Annotated in this window: 17 protein-coding genes and 1 pseudogene; 2 read left to right on the forward strand and 16 right to left on the reverse strand. The window is 66.3% G+C overall.

The window, feature by feature from the left end; translation table 11 throughout:
* Nucleotides 1-70 precede the first annotated feature (70 nt).
* From SAOR_RS16985 to SAOR_RS14625, 6 genes are all read right to left on the reverse strand, one after another.
* Entirely contained in the window at nt 71-1,102 is a 1,032-nt protein-coding gene (locus SAOR_RS16985) for an ATP-dependent nuclease (protein ID WP_221180022.1), read from the reverse strand.
* A complete protein-coding gene (locus tag SAOR_RS16990) occupies nt 1,069-1,242 on the reverse strand; it encodes a hypothetical protein (protein ID WP_221180016.1) in 174 nt (57 codons plus the stop codon). Before SAOR_RS16990 ends, SAOR_RS16985 begins: the two co-directional genes overlap by 34 nt.
* Before the next feature lie 45 nt (nt 1,243-1,287).
* The gene (locus SAOR_RS16995; protein WP_221180017.1) at nt 1,288-1,977 is read right to left on the reverse strand and encodes an ATP-dependent nuclease; all 690 of its coding nucleotides are present in this window, start codon (nt 1,975-1,977) and stop codon (nt 1,288-1,290) included.
* 489 nt (nt 1,978-2,466) lie between these two features.
* On the reverse strand, nt 2,467-3,783 hold the full coding sequence (locus tag SAOR_RS14615; RefSeq protein WP_123632081.1) for a short-chain fatty acid transporter: 1,317 nt from the start codon (nt 3,781-3,783) through the stop codon (nt 2,467-2,469).
* Nucleotides 3,784-3,830: 47 nt separating this feature from the next.
* Nucleotides 3,831-4,763, reverse strand: coding sequence for a bifunctional Delta(1)-pyrroline-2-carboxylate/Delta(1)-piperideine-2-carboxylate reductase (gene lhpI / locus SAOR_RS14620; protein ID WP_185015714.1), 933 nt, complete (start codon nt 4,761-4,763; stop codon nt 3,831-3,833).
* A 67-nt stretch (nt 4,764-4,830) separates the two neighbouring features.
* Entirely contained in the window at nt 4,831-8,235 is a 3,405-nt protein-coding gene (locus SAOR_RS14625) for a molybdopterin-dependent oxidoreductase (RefSeq protein WP_221180018.1), read from the reverse strand.
* A gap of 87 nt (nt 8,236-8,322) precedes the next feature.
* On the opposite strand from SAOR_RS14625, the gene SAOR_RS14630 reads away from it, so the two are divergent.
* Complete coding sequence (locus SAOR_RS14630; RefSeq protein WP_123632083.1) at nt 8,323-9,237, forward strand: LysR substrate-binding domain-containing protein; 915 nt, start codon at nt 8,323-8,325, stop codon at nt 9,235-9,237.
* Nucleotides 9,238-9,390: 153 nt separating this feature from the next.
* Here the strand turns inward: SAOR_RS14630 and SAOR_RS14635 are convergent, their stop codons facing one another.
* The 3 genes from SAOR_RS14635 to SAOR_RS14645 form a co-directional block, all read right to left on the reverse strand.
* Nucleotides 9,391-10,038: a hypothetical protein gene (locus tag SAOR_RS14635; RefSeq protein WP_123632084.1), complete on the reverse strand. Its 648-nt coding sequence runs from the start codon at nt 10,036-10,038 to the stop codon at nt 9,391-9,393.
* 299 nt (nt 10,039-10,337) lie between these two features.
* On the reverse strand, nt 10,338-12,104 hold the full coding sequence (locus tag SAOR_RS14640) for a putative bifunctional diguanylate cyclase/phosphodiesterase (RefSeq protein WP_185015715.1): 1,767 nt from the start codon (nt 12,102-12,104) through the stop codon (nt 10,338-10,340).
* A 430-nt stretch (nt 12,105-12,534) separates the two neighbouring features.
* Entirely contained in the window at nt 12,535-12,948 is a 414-nt protein-coding gene (locus tag SAOR_RS14645) for a GFA family protein (protein ID WP_484336709.1), read from the reverse strand.
* Between the two features lie 317 nt (nt 12,949-13,265).
* Between SAOR_RS14645 and SAOR_RS17410 the strand changes: the two genes are divergently transcribed.
* The gene (locus SAOR_RS17410; protein ID WP_245965491.1) at nt 13,266-13,808 is read left to right on the forward strand and encodes a hypothetical protein; all 543 of its coding nucleotides are present in this window, start codon (nt 13,266-13,268) and stop codon (nt 13,806-13,808) included.
* 97 nt (nt 13,809-13,905) lie between these two features.
* Here SAOR_RS17410 and SAOR_RS14655 read toward each other — a convergent pair.
* The 7 genes and pseudogenes from SAOR_RS14655 to dapF all read right to left on the reverse strand — a co-directional run.
* Nucleotides 13,906-14,082 (reverse strand): annotated as a pseudogene (locus SAOR_RS14655) (YlcI/YnfO family protein); the annotation flags it as partial.
* 83 nt (nt 14,083-14,165) lie between these two features.
* Nucleotides 14,166-14,525 (reverse strand): gamma-butyrobetaine hydroxylase family protein, encoded by a 360-nt coding sequence (locus tag SAOR_RS14660; RefSeq protein ID WP_123632086.1) that lies wholly within the window; start codon nt 14,523-14,525, stop codon nt 14,166-14,168.
* A 76-nt stretch (nt 14,526-14,601) separates the two neighbouring features.
* Nucleotides 14,602-15,960: an ATP-dependent protease ATPase subunit HslU gene (gene hslU, locus SAOR_RS14665; RefSeq protein ID WP_123632186.1), complete on the reverse strand. Its 1,359-nt coding sequence runs from the start codon at nt 15,958-15,960 to the stop codon at nt 14,602-14,604.
* A 43-nt stretch (nt 15,961-16,003) separates the two neighbouring features.
* On the reverse strand, nt 16,004-16,546 hold the full coding sequence (gene hslV, locus SAOR_RS14670; RefSeq protein ID WP_123632087.1) for an ATP-dependent protease subunit HslV: 543 nt from the start codon (nt 16,544-16,546) through the stop codon (nt 16,004-16,006).
* A 93-nt stretch (nt 16,547-16,639) separates the two neighbouring features.
* The gene (gene xerC, locus SAOR_RS14675; RefSeq protein ID WP_123632187.1) at nt 16,640-17,578 is read right to left on the reverse strand and encodes a tyrosine recombinase XerC; all 939 of its coding nucleotides are present in this window, start codon (nt 17,576-17,578) and stop codon (nt 16,640-16,642) included.
* A gap of 106 nt (nt 17,579-17,684) precedes the next feature.
* Nucleotides 17,685-18,401 carry a DUF484 family protein gene (locus tag SAOR_RS14680; protein WP_123632088.1) on the reverse strand — a complete coding sequence of 239 codons (717 nt, stop codon included), beginning with the start codon at nt 18,399-18,401 and terminating at the stop codon, nt 17,685-17,687.
* 79 nt (nt 18,402-18,480) lie between these two features.
* On the reverse strand, nt 18,481-19,320 hold the full coding sequence (gene dapF / locus SAOR_RS14685) for a diaminopimelate epimerase (RefSeq protein ID WP_123632089.1): 840 nt from the start codon (nt 19,318-19,320) through the stop codon (nt 18,481-18,483).
* Between the last annotated feature and the right edge of the window lie 7 nt (nt 19,321-19,327).

A 19,327-nucleotide genomic window follows, 5' to 3' on the forward strand; every position in this document is an offset into this window, starting at 1 on the left:
CTCGTCGTTCCTGGCCCAAGCTCAGATCGCGTGTCTCTGCTTATGGCTTAAAATTTCGTGACGACACGCCTTAGGTCGATAGCATTTCGTCTACGAGATCCCTCAGTGCTTCAGACCTAAGACCAGACGCCCAAGCGCTCTCTAAGGCCCTTGATACTGCGAGAGGGTTCTTATTTAACCCCCCAGCATTGCCGTAGTATGCAGCCGCCTGATCGACGTGCTGCTTCCATTGTTCACCTAACTCGGGCCCGATTGTCTTTGTAATATTCGTTTCCCACATTCTGAGATTGTGCTTCTTAATATCGTGGCCCGGCCAGTTTTCACCTTTATCGTGCCCCAATAAATGCAAGATAGCCGCGTTATCTTTCTTATGTTTTCCAATCTCTTGTTCATTTGTCTTGTCGGTGTCGGCGTCGCACACCACAAAAACCTTAATATCGAGTAGCTTGGCGATAGCTAGTGGCTTTATCAGTTCATTTTTCCCGCCTACAGGAATAATGTGATACCCAGAGCGCCTAAAATCGTTATACCTATCCATTAACTGTATATACGATGTTATATATGCGACATCTTCCACTCCTTCAGCCAAAACAAGCCTTTCGCTGAAAAACATTTCGCTGATCTCTGGGCGTAGAGTTGGATAAAGCTTTGCAACCATGCCGCTTTCTTTTACAGGATTTTCGCCAGCATTGCTCAATTCTAACGCCAGCTCACTATATTCTAGAGAAGAAACGGCGGAACGAGCAGGATTACCAGACTCCCTAACAAGCCTCACATTATGAAAATCATCGCCCGGTATAAAATGAGGACTGTGCGAACATAGTATAACCTGAGACTGGTCTCTTGATAGCTCCTGCAAAACTTCTGATAAATATCGAGCTTGGGGTGGATGCTGATAAAGCTCTGGCTCCTCGATAGCCATTATTAGAGTTGGCGAATTTTCTTCGTCTAAATCTGCAAGCTCTTGCAATAAGGTTAAAAGATACGATCTCTGCATGCCATGGCCGAATCGTGCAAGATCACTTTCAAAACCTTTTTCGCCAATCCTAATATGAGCAAGCGGCTCTTCTATTTTAATTGATTTTTCAGCATGGTTTTCCAGAGAACCTTTGCTTTTGCACTGGGGTTAGCCCATAATTTTAGTTTTTTTTCAAGCGAATCAGATATATCCGAAAGAACCCCTTGCTCCTCATCCAGCATTTGTTGGTAGCTTTGCCGTAACCCGTCTTTCAACTCATCCACTTTTTCTGTGAAATTGACCTTGGCCCTAATAGCCCTAGACAGGAGCTACCCAAGAGCAGAATTTTTACTTTCTTCCGCCTCCTCGGAAAAATCTTTTGATGCAGAGACGAAGACCCACTGCAAATGAGGCGCAAGCCGATTGGCCCCTTTTGAAACCCCGTAGAATTGATCTTCACTCGGAATCAAGCTACAGCTATCGGGGTTAGATGCTTCAAATTCATTTAAATCCGCTGCCATATCAGATTTCGAATTTGCTCCTGTAATTCCAGGCCATTTCTCCCTTAGCTGCGCGAAAATCTCTTTCAATTTTTTGGCTGGCGTTTTCGATTTCTCCGCTTCAAACCAAACCTTGAAGTCAGTTATGCCAAGACGATTCCCGAATTGCTTGACCTCAGCTCGCTCCGTCCCCTCATCGTATTCAGCTTGCGCAGTTATAACGAGCTTTTCTTGCCTTACGTAATCAGCTAAATCCTTCTTGGCTTCATCTGAGAGATCTCCAAATGTGACGGTTATCGAAATTGGATCAGCTGTATTTTTATGATGGAAATCGTCGGCTGATAGCTTACTCAGGTCAGTTTTCGAATCTTTATGTTGTCTAAAAAACACATTTAGCGCGTTTATTACAGTTGACTTACCGGCACCATTTGGCCCCACAAAACAGTTGTAATCATCAAATTCAATCTTCTCGTCTTTGAATGCTCGAAAGTTCTGTATTCGCACCGATTTCAATTTCATTTTTGTTCCCTGATTTAGAAACTAACGCCGAAGCTCAGTTGCCGACCGAAGCGCGGCAGCGCTTTCGGAGTAAGATTGGGAGTAGGTCTTGCATCGTGCATCAACTGCGCGATCCCGAGTTCCGCGATTAGCCGCGAGCCCAAACCATCGAACGCGTCGGCTCCAAAGTCTGCGCCATAGCCCTACCAGCATCCGCGTGCGCCGTACTTTCACCGGCGCACAGCGCCGCGCGGCGATAATTCGACAACTCATGTTCCCCTCGTCTCGCACGGCTGCTTGCCGCGACCCGGCTAGAGCGCAAGTGCACCCGAAAACCGAAAAGACAACATTCCATGAACGGCGCGCAAAGAAAAGGCCCGCCGAGGCGGGCCTTTCTTAGCTATTCGTCGCACAGAGCGGCGAAATCAAGGCATGGCAAACGATGCACGCTTACCCCTCGGCGGCGCGGCGCGAGCGGCTGCCTCGGCCAGCCCGTACCGAAGCGCGGCCCTAGATCAGCAACAACGCCCCAATCGCCACACCCGTAACCAGCATGATCACCACACAGAAGCCCATGATGTCGCGGGCCTTGAGGCCGGCGATGGCGAGCGCGGGCAGCGCCCAGAAGGGCTGGATCATGTTCGTCCAGGCGTCGCCCCAGGCGAAGCCGGTGATGACGTTGCCGATATCGGCATTGAGCGACTGCGCGGCTTCGATGAGGATGGGCCCCTGCACGGCCCACTGGCCGCCGCCGGAGGGGATGAAGATGTTGATGAAGCCGGCCGACAGGAAGCTGATGAACGGCAGGGTGTGGGCGGTGGAGATGCTCACGAAGCCGTTGGCGAGTTCGGCCGCGAGGCCGGAGGCGCTCATCATGCCCATGATGCCGGCATAGAACGGGAACTGGATGAGCACGCCGGCCACGCCGCGCACGGCTTCGTCCAGTGTTTCCAGAAAGGCCTTGGCACTGCCGTGCAGGGCCAGACCCAGAAAGATCAGCACGAAGATGACGATGTTGAGGTTGAGCCCGCCGCCGGTGAAGGCATAGGCGAGCACCGCGGCGAAGCCGAGTGCGGCGCTGATCCAGGCCAGCCATTTCGACTGTTCCAGGCGCTCGGCCGGGCGCGTCTGCTCGTCGTGATCGCGCTTGGCGGCGGGCGCATCCTCGAGCTGGTCGGCCTTGACGGTGACGGGGTCCTTGATGCCGCGCATCATCAGCCCGCAGACGATCGGCATGAGGACCAGTATCACCAGACAGATGATGAGATTGATCGGGCTGAAGATGGTCTCGCTCGTGGAGATGAGCCCGATCTGGTCTTCCAGGAAGTGGCCGGGCGTGGCCACGACCAGGGGCGCGGCCGCCGACAGGCCGGCATGCCAGATGATGAAGCCGGCATAGGCGCTGGCGACCAGCAGGCGGTAATCCACGCCCTCGACGCGGCGGGCGAGTTCACGCGCGAGAATCGCGCCCACGACCAGACCGATGCCCCAGTTGAACCACGTAACCACCAGCGACACGAAGCTGACCGTGACCACCGCGCGTACCGGCGTGCGGGCGACGGTGGCGATACGCGAGACCAGGCTCATGAACAGCGGCGTCTTGGCGACGGTGAAGCCGGTGACCAGCATCAGCGCCATCTGCATGGCGAAGCTGAGCAGATTCCAGAAGCCGTCCTGCCAGAAGCCGAGCATCGCGACCGGGCCGTGGCCCTGGAAGACCATGCCCGCGGCGAACACCACCAGCGTGATGATGAGCACGAGGATCAGTGGATCGGGCAGGTAGCGGTCGAATACGCGAACACAGCCGCGGGTGAGTGCGCTGAACATAGTTGGAATCCCCCTTGTGAGCCGGTGGGCTCGTTATAGACACAAAGTCAGTGGGCGTTGGCCTCGTAGATGAGCGTCGCGCTGGCCAGATCCTCCAGCGCGGTGCCGACGGCCTTGAATACGGTGATGTCGTTGTCGTTCTCGCGGCCGGGATGGTCGCCGCGGCACAGCGTGGCCAGATCGGCGCGGATGTCGGCCTCGGCGAGCGCGCCGCTGGCGATGGGTTCGATGAGATCGCCGCTTTCGTGCAGCGCGCCGAGCACGTCCACGAAGACCTGTCCGCGGGCGAACACGGCGTCGTCGGCCTCGCGCATGGCGGGCGAGAAGCTGCCGATGAGGTCCACGTGCACGCCGGCCTGCAGCCACTCGCCGTGAATCAGCGGCGCGGTGGACAGCGTGGCGCCGACGACGCAGTCCGCCGATTTCACGGCGGCTTCCAGGTCGGACACGACCTCGGCGTCGAAGCCGTCCTCGCGCAGCGCGCCGACCAGGCGCTCGGCGTTGGCGGCGGTCGGATTCCAGACGCGCACGCGCTCTATGGCCCGCACGCTGCGATAGGCCGCGGCCATGAGCGAGCCGATCCGCCCGGCGCCGAGAATCAGCAGCTCGCGGGCGTCCTCGCGGGCGAGATAGGACGCGCCGAGCGCCGAGGCCGCGGCCGTCCGCCTTGCGGTGATCTGGTCGCCGTCGATGAGGGCGAGATGCTGGCCGGTATCGGCATCGCAGAGCAGATAGCTGGCGTGCAGGCCCGGCAGGCCGCGCTGGCCGTTGCCCGGAAACACGCTCACCACCTTGATGCCCATATAGCGCTCGGACCACGCCGGCATGAGCAGCAGCGTGCTGTCGGCAGCGTTGCCCACGCCGTGGTGATGATGGCGCGGCGGCGCCTGGCAGCCGGCGACGAAAGCGTCGCGCAGGGTGGGCACGAGGCGCTCGAAGGCCAGGCACTGGCGGGCGGTGTCGGCGTCGATGGTCAGCATGGGAACTTCCGGGGTCGTGAACATGGGGCGAGCGCATGGCGGCGGCGACAGACGGCGCGCCGCGCGTTCATGCGTCGAGCTCGATATCGGTGAGCGGCACGGCCTGGCAGGTCAGGCAGACATCGTCGGCGAGTGCGGCGGTATCGACCGCGGTCTGCACCCGCCCGGAGACCAGCCGCAGGGCACAGCTTTCACACTGGCCGGCGCGGCAGCCGCTGGGCAGCTCGACGCCGTGGCGGTCGGCGCAGTCGAGAATGGAGGCATGCGTCGGCGTCCAGTCGATCGTGATGCCCGAGCGGGCGAGATGCACCCGCTGCGGCGCCAGCCCGGCGCGATCGACCGGCGCCGGGGCGGTGAACGCTTCGGAAAATATCTCGAAATCGAACACGCCGCGCGCGGCCAGCAGGGTGCGCGCCTGCGCCATGAGCGCATCCGGCCCGCAGAGATAGAAGCGCGCACGGCGCGCGATCCAGTCGTCGGCGATCACGCGGTCGTCGAGGCGTCCGGCGCGGTGGTAGTCGCGGCCAGGTTCGTCGGTGGCGCGCGGCGCGCTGTAGAGATCGCTCACGTTCAGCCGGGGCAGGCGCGCCTGCAACGCACGCAGGCGCGCGGCGAAGGCGTGGCTGGCGCCGTGGCGGTTGGCGTAGACGAGATGAATCTCGGGCATGGCGTCGTCGTCGCTCGCGGCCAGCGTTTCCAGCAGCGACAGGAACGGCGTGATGCCGATGCCGCCGGCGATCAGCACGATCGGCGCGTCGTGACGCGTGGGCAGCGTGAAACGCCCGGCGGGCATGCGCGCTTCGACCACGTCACCCTCGCGCAGGGCCTCGTTGATATGCGTGGACACGACGCCGGGCGCGCCCTCGCCTGCGCGCGCGAGCCGCTTGACGCTGATGCGGTAGGTGCGCGGCGTGTCGAGCGCGGCGCCCGACAGCGAATAGAAGCGCTCGGCGGCCTCGCCGTTCGCGAGCGCGAAGCGCAGCGGCAGATGCTGGCCCGGGCGAAAGCCTGCCAGCGGGGCGCCGTCCACGGGCTGCAGGATCACCGAGGCCACGGCCTCGCTCTCGCGCTGTATCGCCATGACCCGAAAGGCGCGATAGCCGGCCCAGCCGGTCGCGCCGGCGAGCGCGCGCACCTCGCAGCGCGCGCTGCGCAGCGCGATCGCCCCGCTGACCGGGTCGCGGGCAGTGTCGTCGATCACGGCGTTGATATTGCGGGTCGCGGCGCCGCTGATCGGCGCGCCGGGCAGGCCGAGATCGTCGCAGGCCTGCCACCAGCCGTAGTCGGCGATGGCCACGTCGTCCTCGAGCGCGTCGTCGATCGTCAGACGCAGATGCGCGCTGCCGGTCGCACCTTCGACGGCCACCCACTGCCCGGCCCCGAGGCCGCGCTGCGCGGCGGCGCCCGGCGACAGCGCCACGCGCGGGTCGGGCGAGCGCCGGCGCAGCGAGCTGATCTGGCGATGCTGGGAATGACAGTAGTAGCCGTCCTTGACCGTGACCAGCCGCAGCGGCCGCCCGGGCTGCGCCGCGGCCGGCGCGCGCGCCTGCGGTACCGCCGGATAGCCGTGGACGTGCAGCATTTCGCTGTAGAACTCCACCCGGCGCGAGGGCGTGGCGAAACCGGCGGCTTCGCCGTCGGCGTTCACGCGCGCGTACTTGCGCTCGCCGCTGTCGAGCTCGACGCGGCGCCCGCCGGGCTCGGCCCGCAGCGTATCGACGTCGAGGCCCAGCGGTTCGAGCATGTAGTCCCAGCCGGCCTCGATATCGCCGCCGAAGAAGTCGCCGGCCATGCCCAGCCGACAGGCGAGCGCCATGGCGACGTCGTAGTCGGCCCGGGATTCGCCGCGCGGCGCGACCATGCGCGGGCGCAGCTGCACGTGGGCCGCGGCATCGGCGTCGACCTCGAAGCCCAGGCGCAGGCCTTCGCGCTCCCAGGGTGTGTTGATGGGCAGCAGGATATCGGCGTAGGCGTTGGTGGGCGTATGAAACAGGTCGCAGTGGACATGAAACTCCAGCGCCTCGAGCGCACGCTGGCCGCGCTCGGTGCCCGGCTGGGAGACGAGAAAATTGGCGCCGAAGCCGAACAGCGCCTTGACGGCATAGGGTTTGTCGTCGAGCACGGCGTCGTAGACATCCGCCGCGGTGACCCAGCCCGTCGCCGGCGGGCCGAGCGGGCGCGTGTCGATACCCAGGGCTTTCGCGCGCTGGGTGGCTTCGAGCAGCGACGGATCGTTGACGCCGTTGGCGGGCAACGGCCCGTAGATACGATTGCCGCCGATCCGGTCGAAGCTGCCGGTGAGCGCATAGAGCGTGGCGATGGCGCGCTCGGTCTGGGTGGCGTTGGCGTGCTGGCCGATGCCGGTCCAGCCGTGATAGCTCACCGCCGGCCCGGCGGCGGCGATCATGTCCGCGGCGCGGCGGATATCGTCGGGCGCCAGGCCGGTCACCTCGGCGGTGCGCGCGAGCGTCCACGGCGCGCAGGCGCGCCGGTAGTGGTCGAACGCCGGCCGACAGGTGACGGTATCGCCGTTGGCGAGCGTGACCTCGTAGCGCCCGTGCAGGCACAGGTCGTCGGCGTGCGCGGCCGGCATCGGCGTGCGCGTATCGACCGTGAAGGCGCCGTGCCCGGTGCGCGACCAGGCGACATAGCCCTGCGCATGCTCGTCGAACCGCTCGGCGCGCAGCAGCGCACCGCTGGCCTCGTCCACCAGAAAACCGGCGTTGCTCCAGCGGCGCACGAAGTCGTGATCGATACGCCGTTGTTCGATCAACAGCCGGGCCAGGCCCAGCGCCAGCGCGTCGTCGGTACCGGGGCGAATACGCAGCCACAGGTCGGCCGCACGGGCGTGGGCGGTGGCGCGCGGGTCGACGACCAGCAGCGTGCGGCCCTTGGCCACGCGCGCCGCCTGGGCCAGCCAGACGCTGGACGGGTTATGGCCCCAGAGAATGTTCAGACGCGCGCGGGCATAGTCGGCCACCGGCATACCGCAGCCGAAGGTGAACTGGTGGGCGACATCCTTGTGCCAGTTGCACAGCTCGGTGGCATAGATGGTGTTGGGGCTGCCGTAGCGCCGGATGAAGCGCTCGACCCAGTCGATGCTGTCCGACATCGGCGTGCCGCTGGGCGTGGTCACCGAGAACGCCACGCTCTCCGCGCCGAGGCGCGCGCGATAGTCGGCGAGGCGATCGGCAATCTCGGCGAGGGCCACGTCCCAATCGATCCGCTGCCAACCGGGGTCGGCATCGCCCTTGGGGCGCGTGCGCTTGAGCGGGTAGAGAATGCGATCGCGCGCATGCACGAGTTCGGGCGCGGCGCGGCCCTTGGCACAGGTGGCCTGGCCGGTGGGATGCGCGGGGTCGGCCTCGACGGCGACGAGGCCGTCGCCGTCGACGGTATTAAGCGTGCCGCAACGCGAGCGACACAGCGTGCAATAGCCGGGAATGCGGCGTGTCACCGCGATGTTGCGCACATTCTGTCCATCACTCGACCCTACCGGGGGCGGCTCGAAACAATCTAATATGTATTTTCGAGCCCAGCGTATAGATAAAAACTATAGATGAAGCTTCAGCAACTGCGCCATTTCCTGGCGGTCGCGGAGACAGGCACGCTTTCGGAAGCCGCCCAGCGCTGCCATATCTCGCAGCCGTCGATGTCGGCCTCGCTGCAGAAGCTCGAGCAGGACGTCGACAAGCCGCTGTTCCTGCGCCACGCCCGCGGGCTCACGCCCACCGAGTACGGGCGGCGCCTGCAGCAGTACGCCCTGCGCATCCTGCGCACGGTCGAGGAGGCCCGCCTGAGTCTGGACGACGAGCCCGTGGAGCTGACGGGCTGCCTAACCGTGGGCGTCACCGAGACGATCTCGGCCTACCTGCTGCCCCGTATCCTGCGGTGGCAGCAGAGCATGCTGGCCGGGCTCGCGATCCGCTTCGTGGAGGACGATATCGCCGGGCTCCAACAGCAGGTCAAAGACCGTCGACTCGACATGGGCCTGATGGTCACCGACAACGTCACGCCGGACGACGCGCTGCGCTGCGACGTGTTGTTCACCTCCCCGCGCCATCTCTGGCTGAGCTCCGGCCATCCACTGCAGCAGGCCGAACGGATCACGCTGGCCGACGTGGCCGATTACCCGTTCGTGCGGCTCGAGATGGACGAGCACGCCAGCACCTGGACGCGCTACTGGCGCACCAGCCCCGTGCGACCCGAGATCGCGTTCCGCAGCCATTCGATCGAGGCCGTGCGCAGCATGGTCGGCCGCAACATCGGCATCACGATCCTGTCGGATCTGGTATTCCGCCCGTGGACGCTCGACGGCGAGCATCTATCGCGCCGCGCGCTGGTCGACAGCATCCCCGGCATGGACATCGGCGTGATTCGCAGCGGCGGCGCCGACAGCGCGCCGCTGCAGGCCTTCGTCAACATGCTGAACCACAACCTGCAGCGCGATGCTTTGCTCGAGCAACAGCGCTGAGCACACGCTCGCCGTACACACGGCCACGACACCGCGCCGCCGGACGGCGGGCGCGCCCGGCCCGACCCGGGCCCTCGGCCCGCCAGAGCGAAGCCACCGCACCAGCCAGCCCACGGCTTCGCGCCCGTACGGGCGCCTCGTGTCCGGGCCTCGTCAGCCGGCCGCCGACCGCACCGCGCCGAAGTCCTTCGCCAGCTGGGTGCGCACCAGCGCGGCGACCAGGCGGGGGAACTCGCGCGGCTCGACCAGGCCGGCGAGATGCTCGACCTCGGTGGGCAGCCCCAGTTTCTCGGCGGCCTTGAGTGCGGCCTTGTCGGCGAAGGGATGGAACTCCGGCCATGCGGCCTGGACCTCGCGCAGGAAGATGCCGGCGCCGGTCTCGCCGATGCCGTGGAACTGCTTCAGGGCCTTGCGCGCGGCGCGCAGGTCGCCGTCCGCCTCGCCGCGCAGCCGTCGCAGGTCGCCGCCGTATTCGGACAGCAGCCGGTCGTTGAACCGCTCCAGCTGGGTGGCGGTCTTTTCATCCACGCGAGCGTAGCCGGCGCGGTTGAGCACCGCCGCGCGCTCGGCCCAGCTGCTGCGGCGCAGCTTGTCGGGCGTGGTCCAGCCGGCCGTGCCCAGCGCCTGCGCGCCGCGCATGGCCAGATCGGCCTGTACCGGCGCGCTCGTCAGCAGCGACAGACACAGCAGCCGGAACAACGGCGAGGGCGTGTTGCGCTGCAGCCGGACGCCGAGCTCCGCGGCGAAGGTGCGGCCGTGCCGCCGGAGCGCGGCCTGCGCGATATCCTGTTGCCGGGCCATGCGGGCTCCACGGTTGATGTTCTGCCCGCATTGTCGGGGCCGCATCCGCCACGGGCCCATCCGTAGGATTCCGGGTACGCGGGCCTTTTCACGACCTGCGATAGCCGGACGCCCGCGCCATGGAAGCGCCCCGCGCCGCGCGGTTTGCGGCGCCACACGCTGCCGGCCGGCTCCGCCGCATCGCTCAGGATGCGGCATATGGCGGGCCTCGAGCGGGCTCAGCGATATCCCCAAATGCGGCGGATATCGAAGCTCCGCGCCGACAACGCGAGGCGACGGACGACGCAACCCGCAGTGCGTCAGCGTTCGGGCACGGGCCGGGCGGGTGCGACCGCCCACGGTGGGTCGCTGCGCAGCAGCGCGGCGAGATCCTCGGCCGGCACGGGGGCAGAGAACAGATAGCCCTGGGCCTGATCGCAGCCGCGGGCGGCCAGTTCGGCGAGCTGGGCCTCGGTCTCCACGCCTTCGGCCACCACATCCAGATTCAGGCTGTGGGCCATGCGGATGGTCGCGTCCACGATCGCGGCGGTACTCGCGTCCACGGCGATATCGCGCACGAACGAGCGATCGATCTTGATGACATCCAAGGGGAAACGCCGCAGGTAACTCAGGCTCGAATAACCCGTGCCGAAGTCGTCCAGCGCCAGCCGCACGCCCAGCGCCTTGAGCGCGGCCAGCGTACGCACCGCGCCCTCGGCATCGTCCATGAGCATGCTTTCCGTCAGCTCCAGCGTGAGGCGCTGCGGCGCGACGTCGGCCGTATGGAGCATCGTCTCGACCTGGCGGACGAAGTCCGGCCGCAGGAATTCGCGCGCCGAGATGTTGACGCTGATCTGGGCCAGCGCCAGCTCTCCGGCCAGCCAGCCGCGGGTCGTCGCCAGCGCGGTCTCCAGTGCCCAGGCGCCCATGGGCACGATGCGCCCGGTCTGCTCGGCGATCGGGATGAAACGATCGGGCGGCACCACGCCGTGGCCCGGCCGGCGCCAACGCATGAGGGCCTCGGCGCCGACGATCCGCCCCGAGGCCAGATCCACCTGCGGCTGATAGCACAGGAAGAGCTCGTCGCGCTCGATCGCGTGGTGCAGCGCGGATTCCAGCGCCAGCCGCTCGGGGTCGCGATCGTCCGGACCCCGCCGGTACACCTCGGCCAGGTTGCCGCCGCGCGCCTTGGCGCCGTACAACGCCGCGGAGGCCTTCTTCAGCAGCAGACCGTCGTCGGCATCGCCGGCGGCGCTGTGGCGCGCACAGCCGATGCTGCAAGTCAGATGAATCTCCTGGCCTTCGACCGTGATCGCCCGCCCCAGGATGTCGGCCACCGCCGTGGCCGCAGCCGCCGGATCCACGTCGCCGTCGAGCAGTACGGCGAACTCGTCACCGCCCACGCGCGCGACCCGATCCCGGTCGCCGGCCCAGTCCATCAGACGGCGCGCGGCCTCGCACAGCACCGTGTCGCCCGCGCCGTGGCCCAGCGACAGGTTGATCAGGTTGAAGCGGTCCAGGTCGATCAGCAGCACGATGACGACTTGATCGGGCCCGGCCTGCTCCATCGCCTCCGCCAGGCGCGCCTGCAGCAGGTGCCGATTGGGCAGGCCGGTGATCTCGTCATGCGTGGCCAGATACTCGATACGCTGCTCGGCGACGCGGCGCTCGGTCAGATCGCTGGCCGCGGGCACCAAATACTCCACCTCGCCGCTCGCCCCGTAGAGCGGCTCCAGCGAGAAGTCGAGCAGCAGCACGCGGCCGTCGCGGTCCTGCATCGCGGCCTCGAAACGGGAGCGCTTGCCGTCACGACCATCCCGGATCGCGGCGCGCAGCTGGCGCCGCGACACCTCGGAGAACCGCCACCAGGGCGTGGTCTCGAACGGCTGGCCCAGCACGTCCTCCGGCCGCGCATCGATGGCATCGAGCGCCGCCCGGTTGGCGTCGATCAACACACCGTCGACGTCCAGCAGCCCGGCGAACACCGACCGCGGCAGCCGGTCGATCACGGCCCGCAGCTGCGGCAGATCGAGCGGCTTCGGCTTCTCCGCCGGCGCCGACCCGCCCTGTCCTCCGGCTCCGCTCATGACGCCTCCCGCGTATCGTCCGGGGCCCTCAGGCCCCAGCGGCATCGGCCCGCCGCCGGTCGCGGCGCTGCCCCAAGCCTTCCAAGCACCATGAAGTGCCGGCCGGGCGAGCGCAACAAGTCAGCGCGACATCCCGATATATCGGCGCGTATCGAGAATTCATGAGTTACAGAAGACCGGCGACGCAATAGCCCGCTATACGCGGGCCTTGTCGGAAAGGCTGGGCGGCTCATCCCTGCCCGGTCCGCTGTTCAGATGGACTGTTGGCATAGATTGAAGATCAGCCAAGCGCTAGTGGGATCCCCTGTGAATTCGACTCCATCTTGAATAACGTACTACGAAAAACTAGACCCCATCGCCCCTTATGCTTCCCACCCACGATAAAACGCGGGCTAACAGCGCGCTTAGCATTTAATGCTGTACGCCCCTGTTATCCGTTCACCGTCGGGCCAGAGTGGCACGGCAAGCCGTCATCAAGGCGGTAGTAATCGCCCGCTTCGGCACAGCAGATATGTGTGGCCGTGGCCAGGCCGGTGGGGCCATCGAGCGCGCCCGGCGCGACCGAAATGCGGTCCGCGTCGTGCAGGCGGTAGAACAAGCTCGAACCGCACCGATTGCAGAACCCGCGCTCGGCGATGTCCGACGACGCCCACCAAGCGAGCGTCTCGTCGCTGTCGATGACGAGCGCAGTACGTGCGACGTGGGTCGCGGCCCAGTAATAACCGGAGACGCGGCGACAGGTCTTGCAGTGGCAGGCGATCACGTCGGTCGGCTGGGTCATGAGGCGGAAGGTCACCGCACTGCAGGCACAGCGCCCGGAATGTATCCAGGTCATCACATCCATTCTCCGGTCAACGGGGCCCGCGGCCGGGCGCCCCGAGTCGATGAACAGGGTAGGTGTTTTCAGCTGCCGCGATTATTGGGATACGTCCTGTAATATTTCCGGTCTTGATTATGTATCAAACTCAGCTGGCTCTCGGTTGGCGATATGCGTGAGCCACGGGACGCCTCGCGACGAAGGTTTTGCTATGTCTGCGTGGCCGGTGATGATTACCTGTAGATTGGGCGACAGCCCCTCAACGACCGGCGGTTTTCGCGACGCCGTCCCCGTAGGCGCAGGTAGCCGCGCCGGCGAAAATCGCCTGCCCGAACAGGATTCGGTTGATCAAGATTGCCCCTCACTTCGCACGCGGATGCGTGCGCCCCTCGTTCTTTGATCTACGCCATGCAGTCAGCGCATTCGTGCAAACATGCCACAATGGCGGAAAACGTCAAAGACCCGACGAGGCGACAGTTGTAGGCTATTTGCCTTGCGGAATCCGCAAACCAAAGCGGTGCGACGATCAGGCGAAAGACGTATTATTCGAAATTAACCGAGCTTTTCAGCAAACGCCGCCTATCCCGCAGCTAGAAATAGTCTCGTTCGCGCTGATGCCGAACGGCGAGAACAGTCACCGTCGAATCATCGGTGATTTCGAACAGGGCGACATGGCCTGCACGGCCGAAGCTGATGACCAGTTCCCGCAGGAACGGCGTGTCTTCGGTCGCCTTGCGGCACGTGAAGGGGAAATCGGCGAGCAGAGGCCGAACGCCCTGCGTATCGCGGCGCGCGCACCAGCGCCCGCCACCGGGTCGCGCCTGTCGAGAAAGTCGTACAGGCGCGTCAGATCATCACGCGCCTGGCGCGTGAAGACCACGCGGTAAGTCACTCATCGCGAACCCGGGCGTTTTCTTCGGCGAGTGCATCCAAGCCGTCGAGAACTTCATCCCCGGTGAGGTATTCACCCGTGCGGCGTGCTTATTCGCGCGCTGCCAGCCCGCGGGCAATGAACGCTTCCTGACTTTCCCGCACATACACCTGGTCGCGAATCGCGGCTTCCACGAAGGCGGACAGCGTTTCGCCGTCGCGCAGCACCCGCTCGGCGGCTTCGCGAAGCTGGGGCGACACGCGTACGGCCGGGATCGATGCGGATCTCATGAACGACTCGCGATGCATTGCATTTGCAATGCAATATACGGCGCGGCAAGAGCCACGCCGAGTGGCCTAGTGCCGGGTGTGGCCTAGTGCCGGGTCTGGTCCCGCGAGGCTTCGGCCTGTTCGAGGCGCGCGAGGTATTCCTTCCAGTTGGCCTCGTAGTTGTCGCCGAGCTCGCGCAGCTCTTCCCAGGAGAAGATGCCGGTGTTGTGGCCGTCGTCGAAGTGGAGCTGGATGGCGTAGTTGCCGACCGGTTCGATCTTGTCGACGCCGACGTCGCGCTTGCCGGTGACCAGTTCCATGGGACCGCCGTGGCCTCGGACCTCGGCGGAGGGGCTGTAGACGCGCAGGTATTCCAGCGGCAGCTCGTAGCGGGCGCCGTCGGGGTATTCGACCTCGAGCACCCGCGATTTCTGGTGCAGGGTGATGTCGGTGGGTGCGTCCATGGCGGATGTCCTGTAGGCGAAAAAAAGCCGGGCCGCGATGGTATCGCGACCCGGCTCGAGCGTACCGACCTGTCGACTACAGAATATAGCGCGACAGGTCCTCGTCGGCAGCCAGGTCCTTGAGCTTGGAATCGACGTAGGCGGCGTCGATGGTCAGCGTCTCGCCGGTGCGGTCCGGGGCGTCATAGGAGATCTCCTCCATGAGCCGCTCCATGACCGTGTGCAGGCGGCGGGCGCCGATGTTCTCGGTGCCCTCGTTGACCTTGAACGCCATCTCGGCGATGCGGTGCACGCCGTCCTCGGTGAAGGTCAGCGTGACGCCCTCGACGTTCATCAGCTCGCTGTACTGCTCGGTGAGCGAGCAGTGCGGCTCGGTGAGGATGCGCACGAAGTCCTCGGCCTTGAGCGCATCCAGCTCGACCCGGATCGGCAGGCGACCCTGCAGCTCGGGGATCAGGTCCGAGGGCTTGGCCACGTGGAATGCACCCGATGCGATGAACAGGATGTGATCCGTGCGGACCATGCCGTACTTGGTGGAGATGGTGGAGCCTTCCACCAGCGGCAGCAGGTCGCGCTGCACGCCCTCGCGGGAGACGTCGCCACCCGAGCCGCCACCGGCGTCCGAGCGCTTGCAGACCTTGTCGATCTCGTCGAGGAAGACGATGCCGGAGTTCTCGACCTGCTCGATGGCTTGGGTCTTGATCTGCTCCTCGTCGACCAGCTTGGCGGCCTCTTCGTCGACGATCTGACGATAGGCGTCCTTGATGCGGATCTTCTTGCGCTGGGTCTTGCCGCCCTGCATGTTCTGAAACATGGACTGGAGCTGGTTCGTCATCTCCTCCATGCCCGGCGGCGCCATGATCTCCATGCTCTGCTGGTTCTGCTGGAGTTCGAGCTCGATCTCCTTGTCGTCGAGCTTGCCCTCGCGCAGACGCTTGCGGAACGCCTGGCGCGTGGCACTCGACTCACTGGCGCGCTGGTCGGATTCGGAGGCCTCCTCCCAGTTCTTGGGCCGCGGCAGCAGCGCGTCCAGGATCCGCTCCTCGGCGGCGTCCTCGGCCTTGACCCGCACCTGGGCCTTGGCGGCCTCGCGGGTCATCTTCATGCCGACCTCGACCAGATCCTTGACGATCGAGTCAACTTCCTTGCCGACGTAGCCCACTTCCGTGAACTTGGTCGCCTCGACCTTGGTGAACGGCGCGTTGGCGAGCTTGGCCAGACGGCGCGCGATCTCGGTCTTGCCGACGCCGGTGGGGCCGATCATGAGGATGTTCTTGGGCGTGATCTCGCCGCGGATGGCCTCGTCGAGCTGCATCCGCCGCCAGCGGTTGCGCAGGGCGATGGCCACCGAGCGCTTGGCCTCGGCCTGGCCGATGATGTGGCGATCGAGCTCGGCGACGATCTCGCGCGGGGTCATTTCGTGGCGCGGCAGCATGGGCGCTTCGCGGCGCTCCTCGCCGGCGGATCCGGGGGCTGTATCAGGCATGGTCCAGCACCTCGACGGTGATGTGATGGTTGGTATAGATGCAGGTGTCGGCGGCGATGTGCATCGCCTTCTCGGCGATGGTGGGTGCATCCATGTCGGTGTTCTCGGCCAGCGCCCGGCCGGCGGCCTGGGCGTAGGCGCCGCCGGAGCCGATGGCCATGCAGGCGTGTTCGGGCTCCATGACGTCGCCGTTGCCGGAGATCATCAGCGTGGCGGTCTCGTCGGCCACCAGCAGCAGCGCCTCCAGCCGGCGCAGGGCGCGGTCGGTGCGCCAGTCCTTGGCCATTTCCACGGCGGACTTCACGAGCTGGCCGCTGTGCTCGCCGAGCTTGCCCTCGAAGCGCTCGAACAGCGTGAAGGCGTCGGCCGTGCCGCCGGCAAAGCCCGCGAGGACCCTGTCGTCGTAGAGGCGGCGCACCTTGCGGGCGTTGCCCTTGAACATGGTGTCGCCCATGGAGACCTGGCCGTCGCCGGCCACGGCGACGCGGCCGTTGTGGCGCACGGCGAGAATAGTGGTGCCGTCGAATTGTCGCAAAGCGTTCACCCGCGTTGACGTCGATGGAGCCGACTTGGGGCCGCGCGCGCAGCGATTCAAGCGAGACCGCAGCCGGCGCCGTTCGGCCGCGGTTCAGCCGGCCTCGGGATCGCCCGCGCCGGGAGCCGCCTCGGGCGCGCTGTCGGCCGCGTGCCGGGCGCGCGGATGGGCAGCGTCGTAGACCCGCGCCAGATGCGCGAAATCCAGATGCGTGTAGACCTGCGTGGTGCTGATATGGGCGTGGCCGAGCAGTTCCTGCACGGCGCGCAGATCGCCGCTGGATTCCAACAGATGGGTGGCGAAGGAGTGGCGCAGCTTGTGCGGATGCAGGTGCACCGGCAGGCCGTGGCGACGGGCCCAGAGGTCCATGCGCCGGGCGACGCTGGAACGCGACAGCCGCGTGCCGTGGACGGAGACGAACAGCGCCGTCTCATCGGCCGCCGCCCACCGCTCGCGCACGGGCAGCCAGCGCGCCAGGGCGGCCGCCGCGCGGCGGCCCACCGGCACCGCGCGCTGGCGTGCGCCCTTGCCGAGCACGCGGGCCTCGCGCCCGGCCAGGTCCACGTCGGCCGCGTCCAGGCCCACGGCCTCGGCCAGACGAATGCCGGCGGAGTAGAACAGCTCCAGCAGGGCGTGGTCGCGGATGTCGATGTCGGTTTCGGGGGTCACATCCAGCAGCGCGGCGAGGTCGTCCACGTCCGCCGTCTCCGGCAGCCGCGCCGGGCGTTTGGGCGCGCGCACGTCGACCGCCGGATTGGCCGCGGCGCGGCCTTCGCGCATCTGCCAGACATAGAAGCTGCGCAGGGCCGAGAGCAGGCGGGCGAGGCTGGCCGGCTGGATGCCCTGCCGGTGCCGATGGGCGAGCAGGTCGCGCACGTCGGCGTCGGTCACGCGCGTCCAGTCGGGGACGCCGGTGTCGGCGAAGCGCCGGGCGGCCACACCCAGATCGCGGGCATAGGCGTCGCGCGTATGGGCCGAGGCGCGGCGCTCGTGAGCCAGGTGCTCGAGAAAACCGTCGAGGCCGACGGCCATGGCCTCGGGCAGCGCGTCGTCGGCGGGTCGGTTCACGGTCGGCGTCGCGGCCGCTTCGTCGCGCCGGCCGGGCGGATCCTGATGGCCCACGGCGGGCGCGGCGCGCCTACGGCAGGACGTCCGGGCCGAGCAGGCGCTGCAGCGAGGCGGTGACCAGCTCGCCCATCAGCTCCAGAAACAGGGTGCCCACCTCGGCGACGAAGCGCTGCGGCCGCCGGCTGGCCAGCACCAGCGCGCCGTGCACGCCGCGGCTGCCCAGCGGAATCATGGCCGCACTGGCCAGGGCCGGCACGTCGTGGCTGTCGGTGGCGAACAGGGCCTCGGACTGGTCCGCCGACAGCGGCCCGCAGATGGGCTTGCCGCGGCGGAAGACGTTGGTCAGGGCGCGGTCGGCCTCGGCATCGCTGCCCAGGGCGTGGATCTCGCCGTCGGCGTGGGCGGTGGTGCCCTCCAGGCCGATGTAGATGTGATCGACATCCAGGTGCTGCTGCATGCAGTAGTCCAGCTCGCGGACCATGGTCGCGGCGTCCTCGGCCTCGACCAGCACCTTGGCGAGCCGGTTCATCTGCACCACGCGCTGCTCGTTAGAGCGCGCGGTCTCGATGAGTTCGTTGAAACGCGACTGCAGCTGCCGGTTGTGGGTCCGCAGCACGCCCACCTGGCGTTCGATCAGGGAGACCGCGCTGCCGCTGTCGTGGGCGACGTGCAGCGCCTCCAGCGCGGCCGGGTAGCGGTCGAAGAAGTCCGGATGCGCCTGCAGATAGGCGGCGATCTCGGCCTCGTCGAGCTGGGGCGTGGAGGTCTGCTTCTCGGCTTCGTTCATTGCGAAACATCTCTTGCGTTGCCTGACGCCGTCTGCGCCTCGACCCCGGTGATGCGGTCGCCGGCGCGCGGTCCACCCTTCATCCAGACGATACCAGCTTGCCGTCGAACACGCGCTCCGCCGGGCCGGACAGAAACACGGGCTCGCCCGGCCCGGCCCAGTCGACGCGCGCCCGCCCGCCGGGCAGATCCACGGCCACGGTCGGGTCGAGATCGCCCGCGGCGATGCCGGCGACCACCGCCGCCGCGGCGCCGCTGCCGCAGGCCAGCGTCTCGCCGGCGCCGCGCTCGAACACCCGCAGCCGCACGTGGTCGCGGGCCAGCGGCTCGAGAAAGCCCACGTTGACGCGCTCGGGAAACGCCGGATGCGATTCCAGCGCCGGGCCGATGGTGTCGACCGCCGCGGTGTCGACGTCGGCTACCCGCAGCACCGCGTGCGGGTTGCCGATGGCCAGCGCCGCGAAGGTGACCCGGCTGCCGGCGACGTCGTCGAGGCTGTAGTCGGGCGCGGCGTCGAAGCCGGCCAGCGGGATGCGCGCCGGGTCGAACTCGGGCACGCCCAGGGCGACGCGGTAGTGATGGTCGCCCAGCGTCTCGATGACCATGCGGCCGTCGCGAATGTCGACCGTGATGGTGTCCCGGTCGGTCAGCCCGTTCTCGCGCACGAAGCGGGCGAAGCAGCGTGCGCCGTTGCCGCACTGGCCGGACTCGCTGCCGTCGGCGTTGAGGATGCGATAGCCGAAGTCGGCGTCCGCGCTGCGCGCCGGCTCGACCAGCAGGATCTGGTCGCAGCCGATGCCGAACCGGCGATCGGCGATCCGCCGGGCCCGGGCCGTGTCCAGGTCGATCGGCGTGGCGGTGGCGTCGATCACGACGAAGTCGTTGCCGAGGCCGTGCATCTTGGTGAAGGCGAGTGTCATGTAGCGC

The sequence above is a fragment of the Salinisphaera orenii subsp. orenii MK-B5 genome (assembly GCF_003788635.1).
Classification (GTDB): Bacteria; Pseudomonadota; Gammaproteobacteria; order Nevskiales; family Salinisphaeraceae; genus Salinisphaera; species Salinisphaera orenii.